Source organism: Streptomyces sp. NRRL F-2580, from assembly GCF_000720115.1.
Lineage (GTDB): Bacteria > Actinomycetota > Actinomycetes > Streptomycetales > Streptomycetaceae > Streptomyces.
The window spans coordinates 48,688-63,644 of sequence record NZ_JOIR01000046.1; the positions used below are offsets into that span (position 1 = coordinate 48,688).

13 protein-coding genes and 1 pseudogene are annotated in these 14,957 nt (G+C 70.2%); 8 read left to right on the top strand and 6 right to left on the bottom strand.

The genetic code is table 11. From position 1 onward, the window contains the following. Window positions 1-7: 7 nt before the first annotated feature. The 3 genes from IF88_RS0134525 to IF88_RS0134535 all read right to left on the bottom strand — a co-directional run bounded on the left by IF88_RS0134525 (window position 8) and on the right by IF88_RS0134535 (window position 3,857). A complete protein-coding gene (locus IF88_RS0134525) occupies window positions 8-652 on the bottom strand; it encodes a LysE family translocator (protein ID WP_030721800.1) in 645 nt (214 codons plus the stop codon). A gap of 191 nt (window positions 653-843) precedes the next feature. Then, the gene (locus tag IF88_RS0134530; protein ID WP_030721802.1) at window positions 844-3,150 is read right to left on the bottom strand and encodes an FtsX-like permease family protein; all 2,307 of its coding nucleotides are present in this window, start codon (window positions 3,148-3,150) and stop codon (window positions 844-846) included. After that, the gene (locus IF88_RS0134535; RefSeq protein ID WP_030721804.1) at window positions 3,147-3,857 is read right to left on the bottom strand and encodes an ABC transporter ATP-binding protein; all 711 of its coding nucleotides are present in this window, start codon (window positions 3,855-3,857) and stop codon (window positions 3,147-3,149) included. The genes IF88_RS0134530 and IF88_RS0134535 overlap by 4 nt, the downstream gene beginning before the upstream one ends. 187 nt (window positions 3,858-4,044) lie before the next feature. Here IF88_RS0134535 and IF88_RS0134540 point away from each other — a divergent pair, with 187 nt between their 5' ends. Together IF88_RS0134540 and IF88_RS0134545 are read left to right on the top strand one after the other, a co-directional pair. After that, on the top strand, window positions 4,045-4,863 hold the full coding sequence (locus tag IF88_RS0134540; RefSeq protein ID WP_234323803.1) for a sensor histidine kinase: 819 nt from the start codon (window positions 4,045-4,047) through the stop codon (window positions 4,861-4,863). Next, on the top strand, window positions 4,860-5,588 hold the full coding sequence (locus IF88_RS0134545; RefSeq protein WP_030721807.1) for a response regulator: 729 nt from the start codon (window positions 4,860-4,862) through the stop codon (window positions 5,586-5,588). The genes IF88_RS0134540 and IF88_RS0134545 overlap by 4 nt, the downstream gene beginning before the upstream one ends. A 5-nt stretch (window positions 5,589-5,593) precedes the next feature. On the opposite strand, the gene IF88_RS0134550 is transcribed toward IF88_RS0134545, so the two are convergent. Both IF88_RS0134550 and IF88_RS0134555 read right to left on the bottom strand, forming a co-directional pair. Continuing rightward, the gene (locus IF88_RS0134550; protein ID WP_030721809.1) at window positions 5,594-6,256 is read right to left on the bottom strand and encodes a response regulator; all 663 of its coding nucleotides are present in this window, start codon (window positions 6,254-6,256) and stop codon (window positions 5,594-5,596) included. After that, window positions 6,253-7,449, bottom strand: a complete 1,197-nt coding sequence (locus IF88_RS0134555) for a sensor histidine kinase (protein WP_037808134.1) — start codon at window positions 7,447-7,449, stop codon at window positions 6,253-6,255. The genes IF88_RS0134550 and IF88_RS0134555 overlap by 4 nt, the downstream gene beginning before the upstream one ends. A 209-nt stretch (window positions 7,450-7,658) precedes the next feature. On the opposite strand from IF88_RS0134555, the gene IF88_RS0134560 reads away from it, so the two are divergent. Together IF88_RS0134560 and IF88_RS0134565 are read left to right on the top strand one after the other, a co-directional pair. After that, a complete protein-coding gene (locus IF88_RS0134560; protein ID WP_030721827.1) occupies window positions 7,659-8,579 on the top strand; it encodes an ABC transporter ATP-binding protein in 921 nt (306 codons plus the stop codon). Then, the gene (locus tag IF88_RS0134565; RefSeq protein WP_030721829.1) at window positions 8,576-9,424 is read left to right on the top strand and encodes an ABC transporter permease; all 849 of its coding nucleotides are present in this window, start codon (window positions 8,576-8,578) and stop codon (window positions 9,422-9,424) included. Before IF88_RS0134560 ends, IF88_RS0134565 begins: the two co-directional genes overlap by 4 nt. A 147-nt stretch (window positions 9,425-9,571) precedes the next feature. On the opposite strand, the gene IF88_RS0134570 is transcribed toward IF88_RS0134565, so the two are convergent. Beyond that, complete coding sequence (locus tag IF88_RS0134570) at window positions 9,572-10,483, bottom strand: LysR family transcriptional regulator (protein WP_030721831.1); 912 nt, start codon at window positions 10,481-10,483, stop codon at window positions 9,572-9,574. Between the two features lie 236 nt (window positions 10,484-10,719). Here IF88_RS0134570 and IF88_RS41320 point away from each other — a divergent pair. The 4 genes and pseudogenes from IF88_RS41320 (at window position 10,720) to IF88_RS0134590 (ending at window position 14,651) form a co-directional block, all read left to right on the top strand. Continuing rightward, window positions 10,720-11,654: pseudogene (locus IF88_RS41320) on the top strand (NADP-dependent oxidoreductase). A gap of 73 nt (window positions 11,655-11,727) precedes the next feature. Further along, the gene (locus IF88_RS0134580) at window positions 11,728-12,345 is read left to right on the top strand and encodes a Type 1 glutamine amidotransferase-like domain-containing protein (RefSeq protein WP_030721833.1); all 618 of its coding nucleotides are present in this window, start codon (window positions 11,728-11,730) and stop codon (window positions 12,343-12,345) included. A gap of 89 nt (window positions 12,346-12,434) precedes the next feature. After that, the gene (locus IF88_RS0134585; protein WP_030721836.1) at window positions 12,435-13,346 is read left to right on the top strand and encodes an NAD-dependent epimerase/dehydratase family protein; all 912 of its coding nucleotides are present in this window, start codon (window positions 12,435-12,437) and stop codon (window positions 13,344-13,346) included. A gap of 81 nt (window positions 13,347-13,427) precedes the next feature. Then, window positions 13,428-14,651 carry an MFS transporter gene (locus IF88_RS0134590; protein WP_030721839.1) on the top strand — a complete coding sequence of 408 codons (1,224 nt, stop codon included), beginning with the start codon at window positions 13,428-13,430 and terminating at the stop codon, window positions 14,649-14,651. Window positions 14,652-14,957: the final 306 nt, after the last annotated feature.

Consider the following 14,957-nt stretch of genomic DNA (forward strand, 5'->3'; position numbering starts at 1 on the left):
GTCCGACTCAGGTGGAGACGACGTCGCGGGACAGTGCCGTGTGCAGGGCGAAAGCACCGAGCAGACCGCCTGCCGTGAACCGCTGGGCGGTCAGGATGCGGGGCCGGGTGGCCAGGAACTTCGACATGCGTCCTGCGCCCAGCATGATCAGGCCGTTCACTGAGATGCCCACGACGATCTGCACCGCCCCGAGTTGAAGCAGCTGCCCCCAGGCCGGGCCTGCCTGCGGGTCCAAGAACTGGGGCAGCAGTGCGGCGTACATCAGGGCAATCTTGGGGTTCAGCAGGTTGGTCAGCAGCCCCATGGAGAACAGGCGGGCGTCGGAGACCGGAGGCAGGTCCTGGGCCGGGGCAAAGGGCGAGCGGCCCCCGGGCTTGAGCATGTCCCAGGCGAGGTACGCCAGGTAGGCGGCCCCGGCGAGCTTGACCACCATGAAGGTCACCGGCACGGCGGCGAACATCGCGGACAGGCCCGCAGCTGCGGCCAGGAGATAGCACACGAAGCCCACGGCGGTCCCGCTGAGGCTGACCAGGCCCGCCCTGCGGCCTTGGGTGATCGCCCGCGAGGCGAGGTGGATCATGTTCGGTCCGGGAGTCAACGCCATGCCCAGTTCGACTAGGGCCACTCCTCCGACTGCGGTCAGAGTGATCACCGGTCAACCTCCCGTTGTTCGTCGGGAACCCCGTACGGAGGGGCGCCCGGTTGCAGAAGGCGGGGTAGCGCACGAGCTGCGCCTGCCTCGCCCGGCTCAGCATATGGCTTCGCCGCTCGGCATCTTTGTGCACCCCGTGCCTGGCCCGACATCAGATGCTTTCCGTGGGTCGGGCCGCCGTGTCGTGGCGGCTATTCCGTATGCAGAACTGTGGCGATGGTGGTCCGGGCCGCCGTGCGGGCGGGGATCAAGGCACCGAGTACGGCGATCGTCACTCCGGCCAGGAGCATCGCGGCCAGTTGGGGCGCGTGCCATACGTCCTTCATGTACTCGGGGAAGTCGACTACGCCGACGTGGTCCACGACGAGGCGGTGGGCCGCGATCCCGAGGGGGATACCGAGCAGTGCGCCCATGGCCCCGAGTCCGGCGACCGAGGTGACCGTCATCAGGATTACCTGACGGGGTGTCATGCCGATGGACTTGAGCATGCCCAGGTCCCTGCGTCGTTCACGGGTGTTGAGCAGGACGGTGTTGAAGACGCCGAGCGAGGCCACGAGGGTGAGGAGTACGGTGAAGACGGTGGAGAAGGTGATGACGGTGGTGGTGCCGGCGTTGCCGGGGTCCAGTACGGAGGCGTGTACGGCCGGGTCGAGTTTCCCGGCGGCCGCCGCGTAGGCGTGGGCGTCGGCGTCGGGGGCGAGACGGACCGTGTACTCGGTGGCTCGGGCGTGGGGGGCGAGTTGGGTCAAGGTGTCCCAAGTAGTCTCCAGGGCGAGTGCGTTGCCTTCGATGACCTGGCCCACGACGGTCGCGGTGATCTTCTTTCCGTTCAGTTCGAGGGTGGTTCGGTCGCCGACCTTCAGGCCGCGTTGGGTGAGGAAGGCCGGCCCGGCCACGATCTCGCCGGCCGCCTTCGGGGCGCGGCCCTTGACGATGGTGTGCTCGTAGAGGGAGTTGTCGCCGCGGTAGAAGTCGGCGAAGACCGGCTGGTTCTGGCCGGTCATGTTCGCCTGGGACAGCGCGCGGGCTCGTACCCCCTGCGCACCGGGCAGGGCTCGCAGCTGTTCCTCGATCTGTGTGTCGCTGAGGCGGGCCGTGTTGGCGTCGTCGGACCCGCCGGTGGTGACCTGGATGCGGGCGCCCCCGTCCTCCTTGCCGACGTTGCCGTAGGCGACCAGGGTGCTGGTCAGGCCGGTGGACAGGGTGACGGTGGTGACGCCGAGGACGATGGCGGCCAGGGTCAGCAGACTGCGGGCGGGGCGGGCGAAGGGCTGGCCCATGCCCAGACTGACCGGGCGTGGCAGGCGGGTGGCGCCGAGCATCCGCTGGACGCGCAGTCCGCGCCCGGTGCGGGGTGCGCCGCCGGCGCTGATGGCCTGTGCGGCGGGCAGCCGGTGGGCCCGTAGGGCGGGGATCAGTGCGGTGAACAGGACGAGGGCGGGCATGCCCAGCAGGCAGGCCACGGTCACCCACGGGCTGACCTCACCGACCGTGGCCCGGCCGACGTCGATGCCGGTGAACGCCACCTTCATGATCGGTCCGGCCAGTGCGTTGCCGACCAGCGTGCCCAGCACGCAGCCTGCCACGGCCGGCACGGAGAGCATGGTCAGGTAGACGGCGACGACTTGGTTGGGGGTGAACCCCAGCGCCTTGAGGACGCCGATGTGCCGGTATCCGGAGACGACCGCCCCGCTGACCACGTTGCCGACGATCAGAACCGAGACCAGCAGGCCAAGGACGCCGAAGAGGGTCATGAAGGGGAGGTAGGAGTCGGCCAGTGCGGAGAACGCCTGCCTGAGGGCGAGGTAGGTCTGCGCGCCGGTGAGAGCGTCCTCGGGCAGTCCGGCGGTGGCCCGGTCCAGCGAAGTGCTCAGCTGGGCTTCGGTGTCGGATTCGGTGAAGCGGTAGAGCATCTGGGCGGAGGTGGGGTGCAGGACGGTCATCTGCGCGGGTGAGACCCAGGCGCTTGCCGACTTGCTCATGCTCGTGGCGAACCCGACGACGGTCAGCGTCCCTCCGCTCGGTGTCTTCAGCTTCGTGCCGAGAAATTCGGTGCCGGGAGAGCCCTGCACGGACCAGTTGACGACGATCTCGCCGGTGCCGGTGGCCCACCGGCCCTCCAGCAGGTCGATCCGGTCCACGGGACCCGCCGAGTCGGCCCGGCCCACCACGCTGAGGGTGCCGCCCGCCATCCACAGCCAGTCCTTGGGGATGTCGACGACGGCTTGTCCGAACGGTCCCGCAGCGGCCTCCACTCCGGGCTGCTGCGCGGTACGGGCCAGTTGTTCCGGGGTGACCTTCGTGGTGTCGAAGGAAGCGGCCGTGTGTGCACCGCGCTGCTCGGCGTACGCCTTGTCGAAGGGGCTGGAGGCGGCAGTGAGCAGGGTCAGCGCGAGCAGGACGGTGGTGGTGGAGCAGAGCACCACCAGCCCGATCACGAAGGTCTGGACCCGACGCCGCTTCACAGCCGCCCGGGAGGCCCTCCATACGGCCCTCATGCCGACACCTCCAGCGTGCGCTCGCGGGCGACCTGACCGTCGGCGACTTCGATCAACCGACTGGCGCAGCGGGTGGCCAGCTGGGGGTCATGGGTGACGATCAGCAGGGTCTGGCCGATCTGATTGAGGTCGATCAGCAGGTCCATCACCTGTTCGCCCGACCGGCTGTCGAGAGCGCCGGTCGGCTCGTCGGCGAGGAGAAGAGCGGGACGGTTCATCAATGCCCGTGCGACAGCCACACGTTGGCGTTCGCCGCCGCTGAGTGTCGCCGGGTAGTTGTTACGGCGCTCGGCGACACCGAGTTCGTCCAGCAGCTCCAGGGCCCGGCGGCGCGCCTGCTTGGCCGGGGTACCGGTCAGCTGCGCGGCCAGTGCCACGTTGTCCAGGACGGGCAGGTCGTCGATGAGGTTGAAGAACTGGAAGATCATGCCGACGTGGCGGCGCCGGAACAGTGCCAGCCCCCTTTCGTTCAGCTTCCCCAGGTCGTGGCCCTGCACCTCGACCGTGCCAGAGGTCGGCCGGTCCAGACCGGCCACCATGTTGAGCAGAGTGGACTTGCCGCAACCGGAAGGCCCCATCACCGCGACCGCGTCGCCCGCCTTGATCTCCAGCGAAAGCCCGTCCAGGGCCTTCGCATCGCCGTATTCCTTGTGTACGCCGTCCAGCCGCACCACTGTCTGCCGGACCCCATCGTGATCGTTCGTCATGCCCCGAAACCTAGGCCCGGCGGCGATCACCGCGCGTCGCCCCCCGGATGTATCCGTATGCGCAGGTCATCCTGGGGATGTATACGGGGATGTACGCGGAGGATGTGCGAGGCCACGTCCAGGAGGCCGGTGCACTGCACCACGGCGCCCCTGGGAAGATGACCCCATGGGGGAATCCTGGACGACCTTGCTGATCATCGCGCTGGCTGTGGCAGTTGGCGCTGCCGGATGGCTCGCCGTGGCAGCGGCGCGGGCGCGGCGCCGCCACCGCAAGGCCATAGAGGAGCGGGGCTGGCTGCTGGAACGTGAGCGCGAGAGCGCGACACGGGCTGCGGTCGATGCCGAACGGGCGAGGATCGCTTCGGAGTTGCATGACATCGTCAGTCACAACGTCAGCGTCATGGTGGTCCAGGCCGGTGCCGCCCGCGAAGTACTGGCCACCCTGCCCGAGGAAGCCGCGGCCGCGATGAGGGCCGTGGAAACCGCCGGCCGGAGCACGATGACCGAGCTGCGGCACCTGCTCGGCCTGCTCGCCCCCGCACAGAACGGCGAGGACGAACCCTACGACGTGGACCTGTCGCCGCAACCGAGCCTGAGCCGGCTCGGGCCGCTCATCGACAAGATCGCCTTCGCCGGTCTGCCCGTCGACATGCGGGTTTCGGGCGAGCCTCGCCCACTGCCGACCGGGATCGACGTCACCGCCTACCGGATCATCCAGGAGGGCCTGACCAATGCACTCAAACACGGAGACGGGGCGAAAGCCGAAGTGACGGTGCGCTACGCGGACAACCACCTGCGCGTCGAAGTACTCAACAGCGGGCCGAGCGTCCTGTCGGGCACCGCGCCCGCTCCGACGGAGCCGGGCCGGGAGAAGGCGGACGGCACGAGACGGGGGCTGCTGGGCCTGCGCGAGCGGGTTTCCGTCTACGGCGGCGACCTCGACGCACGCCGCCGCCTCGGCGGCGGCTACCGCGTCCGGGCCCGCATTCCCCTGGACCGCCCGTGACCCAGCTCTCCGAACCCGCCCCGCGCGTGGTGATCGCCGACGACCAGGAACTGCTGCGCACCGGCTTCCGCATGATCCTCACCGCCCGCGGCATCGACGTGGTGGGCGAAGCCTCCGACGGCGCCGAGGCCGTCACCGTGGTGCGGGAACTGCGGCCAGATGTCGTGCTGATGGACATCCGCATGCCCCACATGGACGGCCTGGAGGCCACCCGTCGCATCCTCGCCCAGGCCCCGGACTGCCGGGTGATCATGCTGACCACCTTCGATCTCGACAAGTACGTGTATGCCGCCCTTGCCGCCGGAGCGAGCGGGTTCCTCCTCAAGGACGTCACCCCCGCACACCTGGCCGCCGCCGTACGCCTCGTCGACACCGGCGACGCCCTCCTCGCCCCCGCGATCACCCGCCGCCTCGTGGAACGCTTCGCCGCCGATCCCCCGACGCCGGTCCCGGCCACCGGCCCGGAGCGGGCGACCCCAGCGGTCCACCGAGACCTGGCGGCACTGACACCACGCGAGCGGGAGGTGCTGACGTGGATGGGCCGGGGCCTTTCCAACACCGAGCTCGCCGGTCGACTGACGCTCAGCGAAGCAACGGTGAAGACCCACGTCGCCCGGATCTTCTCCAAGCTGACCCTGCGCGACCGCGCCCAGGCCGTCGTCCTCGCCTACGAGACGGGACTCATCTCCCCGGGTGACGGCGGCGAAAGCGTCAGACCTGCGTGACGTGCTCAGTGCGGCGGAGCCACGAGTCCCCACTCGTAGGCCGTGATCACGAGCTGGACCCGGTCCCGGGCACCGAGCTTGGTGAACAGCCGCGACACATGGGACTTGGCGGTGGCCACCGTGATGAACAGGTCTTCCGCGATCTCGGTGTTCGACCGGCCCTGCCCGATCAGAGTGAGTACCTCCTGCTCGCGCTCGGTGATGCCCTCGACCGGCCGCAGGGGACGCCGCGGAACGCCTCCGCGGTGTTCGACGAAGTCCGCGATCAGACGCCGTGTCACCCCCGGTGCGAGCAGTGAGTCCCCCGCCGCGACCACGCGGATCGCCGCGACGATGTCGTCCAGCGCCATGTCCTTGACCACGAAGCCACTGGCACCTGCGCGCAGCGCGGCGTAGACGTGGTCGTCCTCGTCGAAGGTGGTCAGGACCAGAACTCGGGTCCCGCTCGTGCCGGCGGTGATCAGGCGGGTCGCCTCGATGCCGTCCATGCCGGGCATGCGGATGTCCATCACCACGACGTCCGGCCCGACTTCCGCGACGCGTTCGACCGCTTCGACACCGGTCGCGGCCTCGCCGACGACCTCCAGTTCCGGGTACTCGCTCATGATCATGCGCAGGCCGGACCGCACCAGCGGCTGATCGTCGGCGAGCAGCACGCGTACGGTCATCGGCTCTCCAGCACGACTGAGGTGGTTCCCGGCAGTGGCAGTCGGGCCGAGACCCGGAAGCCGCCGTTGTGGCCGGGGCCGGCACTGAGGCGGCCGTTGAGCAGGGCGACCCTCTCCCGCATGCCGACGAGGCCGAATCCGTGGCCGGGACGCGGGCCCGGGCCGCCGGGACGGGAGCCTGGTTCGTCCCCTGGGCCGAGTCCGTCATCGACGACCTCGACGGACAGTTCGCCGGGCTCGTGTCCGATGGTCACTTGGCAGTGCCCGGCGCCGGCGTGCCGGACCACATTGGTGAGCGCCTCCTGCACGATGCGGTAGGCGGACAGGTCGATGTCGGGCGGCAGCGGGCGCGCATCACCGGTGCGGCGTACGTCGACGAGGACCCCGGCGGCGGCGGTGCTTGCCGCCAGCCGCTCCACGTCGGCGAGCCCCGGTGCCGGCGGCAGCGGTGACGTACGTGGCGCCTCCGGTTCCGCCCGGCGGAGCGAGACCAGGGTGCGCCGGAGACCGGAAAGCGTTTCCCTGCTGGTGTCCTCGATGGCCTGCAGCGCTTCCTGAGCCTTCGCGGGCTGTGTGCGGATCACCCTGCTGCCCGCACCTGCCTGGATGGCGATGATGCCGATGCTGTGCGCGACCATGTCGTGCAACTCCCTCGCTATGCGCAGCCGTTCAGCGGTGACGGCCTCGGCCACCTCCTGCGCCCGCAGGGCCACCGCATGCTCACGCCGCTCGCGGACCAGCAGACCGGTCGCACACGATGCGACCAGTGCCAGCAGCGTGATCAGCACGTTGACGATCATGCTGTTGCCGCGGGAGAAGACACCGGCCATCAGCAGGGGCACGGCGCCGGTGACGGTCGCGGCGGCGATCGCGGTCCGCCGCGGGCGGGTGGCCACGATGCGAGCGAGGACGAAGTCGGCCGCCAGATAGGCGAGGAACTGTCCCTGGTAGGCGACCGACGACCGCGCCCCGGCGGGACTCGGGTCGCCCGCGATCATGAAGGTGACCCCCGACAGCACCAGCGCCAGTGCTGCCACGGGCGCGCGTCGCACCACTTCGGCGAGCAGGCTCAGGGCCAGCAGGGATCCCACCGCCCGCACCGAACCGGAGGTCTGCGTGGCGGCCCCCACCAACAACCCGTGCACCAAGACGTGCAGGAAGCCTCCGGCCCACGCTGCGGCTCTCGTTCTCATCGTGTGTGCGCCTGCTCTGACGTGCAGTGACGGTCCGCTCCGCAGGGGTACGAGGAGGCGTTTCGATCTGGTGTTCACCCGGAGAGATTAGCCATCCCGCGACGGGCGGTCACCATTCCCCGGGCTTACACCCGGGGGATGGAGTGGGCAACCGAACTGCCATCCCTGGTCCGATGCCCGCACGCAGCTCCTGACGGAGTGTTGTCCTCGTGATCGAAGTCAACGAACTCACCAAGCGCTACGGCAGCAAGACAGCCGTCGACCAGCTGACCTTCACCGTGCGGCCGGGCCGGGTCACCGGATTCCTCGGCCCCAACGGAGCGGGCAAGACCACCACCCTGCGCATGATCCTCGGCCTGGACGCACCCAGCAGCGGCACGGCCACCGTCAGCGGCGTCCCCTTCCGCAGCCACGCACGCGGACTGCACCACGTGGGCGCCCTCCTGGACGCCCATCAGGTGCACGGCGGACGCAGCGCCAGGTCCCACCTCTGCGCCCTCGCCGCCGGCAACGGGATCCCGCTGCGCCGAGCGGACGAGGTACTGGGGGAAGTGGGGCTCGCCGACGCCGCCGGCCGCCGCGTCGGCGGGTTCTCCCTGGGCATGAAGCAACGTCTCGGCGTGGCCACCGCCCTGCTGGGCGACCCGCCGGTGCTCATGTTCGACGAGCCCGTCAATGGCATGGACCCGGAGGGCGTGCTCTGGATCCGCCGCCTCTTTCGCCGCCTGGCCGCCGAGGGCCGCACCGTCTTCCTCTCCAGCCACCTGATGTCGGAGATGGAGAACACCGCTGACGACCTGGTCGTCATCGGCCGGGGCAGGCTCATCGCCGCCGAACCGGTACGGGACTTCGCCGCCCGCGGCACTCGGGGCACGGTGGTGGTGGGCACGCCACAGACCGCCGAGCTGACCGGACTCCTGACCGCCGCGGGCGCGGCAGTCGCGCCGGAAGGCTCCGCAGGTACCGAGAAACTCACGGTGACCGGGCTGTCCGCGGACCACGTCGGCGCGATCGCCCGCGACAACCGGATACTGCTGACCGAACTGGCGACCCGTACGGCCTCGTTGGAGGCCGCATTCATGGAACTCACCGCCGACAGCGTCGAATACACGGCAGGAATCACCTCATGACCACCCTCAACCACCGAACGGTGACCCCTTCGACCGCCCGCCCCGGGCGCCCTCCCCGCTTCGCCGACCTGGTCCGCTCCGAGTGGATCAAAATGCGGTCACTGCGTTCCACCTGGTGGACCGTCGCTCTGATCAGCCTGTTCGTCATCGGCTCCGCCGCCGTGGCGGCGATCGCGAACAACAACGTCGCCGCCCCCGGTCGCAGCGGCCAGGAGCCCCCTGCCTTCCAGCCCTTCACCGCCTTCCCCGCGGCCGGCTACATGACGCTCATGCTCGTCGCCGGCGCGATCGGCGCCCTGGGAGCGGTGAGCGAGTACAGCAACGGCATGATCCGCACCACCACGGTCGCCGTCCCCGCGCGCGGCACCGTGGTACTGGCCAAGGCCGTGACCACCGCCGGGCTGTGGGCCGCCGTGGGAACGGTCATCTCCCTCGGCTCCTTCCTGACCGCCCAGGCCATCCTCGACGCGGAACACGCAGGAGTTCCGCTCACCCACCCCGGCGTGCTGCGGGCACTGGCCGCCTCCGCCCTCCTGGCCCCCCTCTGCGCGCTCGTCGGTCTCGGCCTCGGATTCCTGCTCCGTCACGGCGCCGCCACCATCATCGCCAGCACCTTCGTCCTGCTGATCCTGCCCACGCTCTTCTCGACGAGCACCCGATGGTCCGCCACCGTCAACCACAGCACGCTGATGGCCGCCTGGAAGCGGCTGGTCCAGAACTGGGGGCCCACACCGGACTCCCTTGGCTTCATGCCCACCGTTTCCGGCTCCTGGCTCGTGTACGCCCTCTGGCCGCTGATCGCGCTGACGCTGGCCGTGGTGCTCGTGCGGCGCCGCGACGTCTGAGCGGGCGGACCGGGGCAACGGGGCGGGTGCGGTCCTTCCCGCTCGCCGGAAGCCGGGCCCGGTGACGGGCCCTCACCCGGCGTGGCCCGTTGCGTGCCGGACGCCACGGGGTGGCTGGCCCTTCCAGGGCCGGTGCACGGACCGGCATCAGCTCCGGAGAGGAAGAGAGAGCCGAACGGCGACGTTCTGCGCAGCCCGGTTGAAGGCGTGTATCTCAGGTGCGGTGTGGGTGACGAGCCACGTGGGTGCCCATTCCAGGGGCGCTGCATCGCTCAGCGGCAGATAGGTGACGCCGGGGCGCGCGTAGAACCGCGACACCTGGGCGCCCATGACGAAGGCACCTTCGCCGGCGTCGATCAGCGCCAGAGCCTCCTGGAGCGTTTCGAAGTGGGGGCCCGGTTCGATGGGGCGGCCCGTGGGCGTCAGGCGGGGTGTGCGGTCTGCGCGCCAGTAGTCGGGAAAGGCTCCGGCCACCTGCAGCATCTTGACCGCAGCCAGGTCTTCCAGCGAAACGCTGTCACGACGGGCGAGCGGGTGGCCGGACGACACCCCCAGGACCCGGGGTTCGGAGAACAGGACCGGCCCGGTGACCATGTCGGGTTCGTGGTGCGGCAGGCTCACGACCAGAAGGTCGACATCGCCTGCCCGCAGCCGCTGGAGGCCGTCGACGATCTGCATTTCCCTGAGCCGGGCCCGCCAGCCGGGGTGACCTTGGTCGAAAAGCCGAGCGGCCTGTGCCATGAGCTGCCCTGCGGCGGCGCCGAGGAACCCGACCCGGAGAAGGCGGTCAATGCCGCGTGCAGCGTTGATCGCCTTCTCCACCCCGGCCTCGATCTGGTCGTAGGCCGGGCGCACGTCCTCGTGCAGCAGTCGGCCGGCCTCGGTGAGGCAGACATGCCGGCTGTTGCGTTCGAACAGGGGTGTGCCGATGTGACGTTCCAGCCTCTTGATGGTCTGGCTGATCCGAGCGGTGCTCACGTGCAGGCGTTCGGCCGTGCGGCCGAAGTGCAACTCCTCGGCCAGCGTCAGGAACGCCTCCAGCTCAAGTCGCTCCAGCACTCGGTCCTCCGGACGTTAAATCCACCTTAACGACCGTTGCACTATGCCAGCTTGTTGGCGCATCCGTCCCGTAGGAGTCTGAACGGGCCCACTTCACACGGCACTTGCGGCCCTCCACTGAGGCTCCCACCCTGTCTCTCCGACCGGCCGCCTCTCCGGACGCGAGACCTCCGCTCTTTCCACCCGCACGGCCGGACCACCACGGACGGCGTGCCGGACACAAAAGGAACCTCACCATGCGCGCCATCGGGCAGGACTCCTTCGGCGGACCTGACGTCCTGAAGATCGTCGAGGTGCCGCGCCCGGTGCCCGGCCGTGCCGAAGTGCTCGTCCGGGTGTGTGCGGCGGGGGTGAACCCGACCGACTGGTGGCACCGGGCCACCGGAGGGCTGGCGGGCGATGTTCCGATCCGCCTGGGGTGGGACGTCTCCGGTGGGGTCGAAGCCATCGGGCCGGGTGTCACCCTGTTCGGGCCGGCGACGAGGTGTTCGGCATGCCGCGGCAGTCGGCCCCTGCGGGTACCTACGCCGAGTACGTGGTCTCTCCCGCCCGGCACTTGGCTGCCAAGCCGCCGGGGCTCTCCCACGTGGAGGCCGCAGCCCTCCCCCTCGCCGCGGTCACCGCGTGGCAGGCTCTGGTCGACACGGCCGACCTCCGCCCCGGTCAGAGCGTGCTGATCCATGCCGCGGCCGGTGGCGTCGGACACCTGGCCGTACAGGTCGCCAAGGAGCGTGGCGCCCACGTCATCGGCACCGCTCGTATCGCCAACCACGACTTCGTACGAGGACTGGGCGCCGACGAGGTCATCGACTACACCCACACCGACTTCACCACCGCCGCCCGGGACGTCGACGTCGTGATCGACACCATCGGTGGCGACTACGGGCCGCGCCCCCTCAAGACGCTGCGCCCGGGCGGCATCCTCGTCTCGCTCGCCTCCCCCGCCGAGGCGCACCTGGCGGACCGGGCCCGAGCGCTCGGACTCCGCTCCACCTTCATGATCACCGAAGCCGACCAGGCGGGGCTGAAGGAGATCGCCTCCCTCGCCGCGTCCGACCGACTGCGGGTGCGCGTCGACACGGTCCTGCCGCTCGAACAGGCTGCCAAGGCCCACGAGATGGGCGAGACCCGCCGTACCGCCGGAAAGATCGTGCTCTCCGTCTCCGGCTGACCCTTCCCTCGCCACGACGGAGCACTCCGGCCCGAAGTCCCTTGCCCGCGCCCCTTGTCACGAGAGCAGGACCATGCGTTTGTTCCTTTCCTCCTGGAAATTGGGAGACTCCCCCGAACTGCTGGACGACCTCGCCAAAGGTGCCGGGCCCGCAGCTGTCATCGGCAACGCGCTGGACGCCCTACCCGCCCCGCAGAGACAGCAGGCCACCGGCCGGGAGATCGCCATGCTGCGCGACCGCGGCTACCGCGCGACCGAGGTGGACCTGCGGGACCACTTCGGTGATGCGGGCACTCTCGCCGAGCGGCTGTCCGGTTTCGGCGTCGTCTGGGTACACGGCGGCAACCCGTTCGCCCTGCGGCTGGCGATGGCCCTCAGCGGTGCGGACGAGATCCTGACCGACCTGCTGTATCGCGACGCCCTCGTCTACGCCGGCTGGAGTGCCGGCGCCTGCGTTCTGTCGCCCAGCCTGCGCGGCCTCGAACTCGTGGACGACCCCGCCGACGCCGTCACCGCCTACGACCGACAAGTGCTTTGGGAGGGTCTCGGCCTCCTGGACTACGCCTTCGTTCCCCACTACCGCTCACCGATCCCCGAGAGCGAGTCGATCGAGCGCGTCGTGGAGCGCTACGACCGCGAAGGAGTGCTCTACCGCGTTTTCCGCGACGGCGAGGTCACCGTCGTCTCCTGACCGCCGACCCCGTCGATCCGATGACCCCCTCGAAGCCACCTGCCCCTGGGGCGTCAGCCCTCCCCCCGCCCTCGAATTGGAGCCCTCCCATGCGCGTCTTCGTCACCGGAGCCACCGGCTACATCGGAGGTACGGTCGCCGATCTGCTCCTGCGCTCCGGACACCAGGTCGAAGGTCTCGTCCGAACCCAGGACAAGGCCCGCGAACTGGAGCGCCGAGGCATCACCCCCGTCCTCGGCACGCTCGACGACAGCGCACTGCTCACCGCGCGGGCCCGCGCGGCCGACGCCGTCGTCAACGCCGCCGACAGCGACCACAGGGGTGCCGTCGAAGCGCTCGTCGAGGGGCTGGCGGGCACCGGCCGCCCCCTGGTGCACACCAGCGGCTCCAGCATCGTCAGCACCGACTCCCGAGGGGAGGCCGTGGACGAGATCTTCACCGAGGCGATCGTCGCCCCCGGGTCCAGCTGGCAGCCCGTCAAGGAGAAGGCCGCCCGCGTCGCCCTCGACCGATTCGTCCTGGACGCGGCGCACAGCGGCGTGTGTTCGGTCGTGCTGTGCAACTCCCTCGTCTACGGGCACGGCCGGGGAATGGCCCGCGACAGCGTGCAGATCCCCGTGCTCGCACAACAGGCCCACGACAGCGGAGTCGTGCGGTATGTGGAAAAGGGCCGCAACATCTGGTCGACCGTCCACATCGACGACATGGCCGACCTCTACCTGCGCGCCCTCACGCACGCCGCGCCCGGATCCTTCCACTTCGTCGAGAACGGCGAAGCCTCGTTCGCCGACATCTGCGCCGCGCTCGCCTCAGCACTGGGCCTGGGCCCCGCCGAGTCCTGGGACGCGGACACCGCCGTCGCCTTCTGGGGGCACGAACTGGCCTTGTACGTACTCGCCTCCAACAGCCGAGTACGAAGCGGAGGCGCCCGACTGGGCTGGCGTCCGGCCCACTCCTCCGCCCTCGACTGGATCGAGAAGGAATACCTGCACTCCCGCTGACCCCCTTGCCCGAAGCGACTCGCCCACCGCGCCACCCCTGGGCCCCGTGGCCCGGCCCCGCACTCACTCACGGTCAGGGACATGATGAAACTCCTACCGCCCGCAGGGCCCCCACGCACTCTCGCTCTGGCCCAGTTGAGCAACTCCGTCGGCGACGGTGCGTTCTACGTGACCTCCGCGCTCTACTTCACCCAGGTCGTCGGCCTCGCCCCCGCCAGGATCGGTGTCGGCCTCGCGGTGGCCTGGGCCGTCGGCTCGATCGTCGGAGTACCGATCGGGCGCCTCGCGGACCGCAGGGGCCCGCGCGGTACGGCCGCGCTGCTCGCCTTCGCCACCAGCGCCTCCGTCGCTGCGTTCCTCGTCGTACGGGACTTCCTGCCGTTCCTCCTGGTCGCCTGCCTCTACGCCACCGCGCAGTCCGGCCTGGCCGCCGCCAGGCAGGCACTCCTTGCCGGACTGGTCGCCAGGGAAGAACGCACCGGCGCGCTCGCTCACCTCCAGTCCACCCTCAACGCGGGCCTGGCCGTCGGCGCGGCCCTCGGCGGCCTCGCCCTCTCCGCCGGTACCCGCGGCGCCTACCTGGCCGTCTTCGCAGTCGACGCGGTGAGTTTCCTGCTCTGCGCCCTCGTCCTGCTGCGCCTGCCGACGGTAGCCGCGCTCCCCGCGCCGAGGGGGGTCAAGCTCGCGGTGCTGCGCGACCGCCCGTACGCCGTCCTCACCCTGCTCAACACGGTGCTGCTGCTGCGGATGCCCCTGCTCAGCCTCGGCCTGCCGCTGTGGATCACCGAACGCACCACCGCCCCCGCCTGGCTGGTCTCCGTGCTCTTCGTGCTCAATACCGTCGCGGTCATGCTCTTCCAGGTACGCTTCGCCCGCTCCGTCACCGGCACGCGCACCGCGGTCAAGGCCGTCCGCCGCTCCGGCGCCCTCATGCTCCTCACCTGCGGAGTCTTCGCCCTCTCCGCAGGAACTCCGGCCTGGGCGGCAGTCGCCGCCCTGCTCGCGGGCTCGGTGCTGCTGGTCGCCGGGGAAATGCTCCAGTCCGCGGGCTCCTGGCAACTCGGCTTCGACCTGGCCCCGGCCGACCGGATCGGGGAGTACCAGGGCTTCTTCGGTACCGGCGTCACCGTCGCCCGTACCCTCGGCCCACTGGCGCTCACCACTCTGCTGATGGGCGTGGGAGCCATGGGCTGGCTCCTGCTCGGCGCTCTCTTCCTGGCTGCTTCCTGTGCCATGGGCCCGACGGCCCGCCGGGCGGCCGGAACCCGCCCTCTCCCGGTGCCCGCCGTGATCGAGGCGGCCTGAACCGAAAGCGCCCCGTTTTTCGCTTCGTGCACGGACGCGACGCTGACCAGGGCTGTTACCGGGGAATGACGACCGGGCCGCAGGCCTGGGTGGGGCTGTCACACGCCTGTGACAGTCGGCGGACAGGGTCATGAAGTCGCGCGGGCAATCTCTTTATCAGGGACAAACACCGCATTCCGGAAAGCCTCGGAAAGCGTCCCCTGCTTCCGAGGTCGTGAGCAGAGATGACCGAGACGACGCGCCGACCGCCGAAGCCGCCCTCCTCGCCCCCCGCGAACAGGAAGCCCTGCGCCACATCGCCGCCGG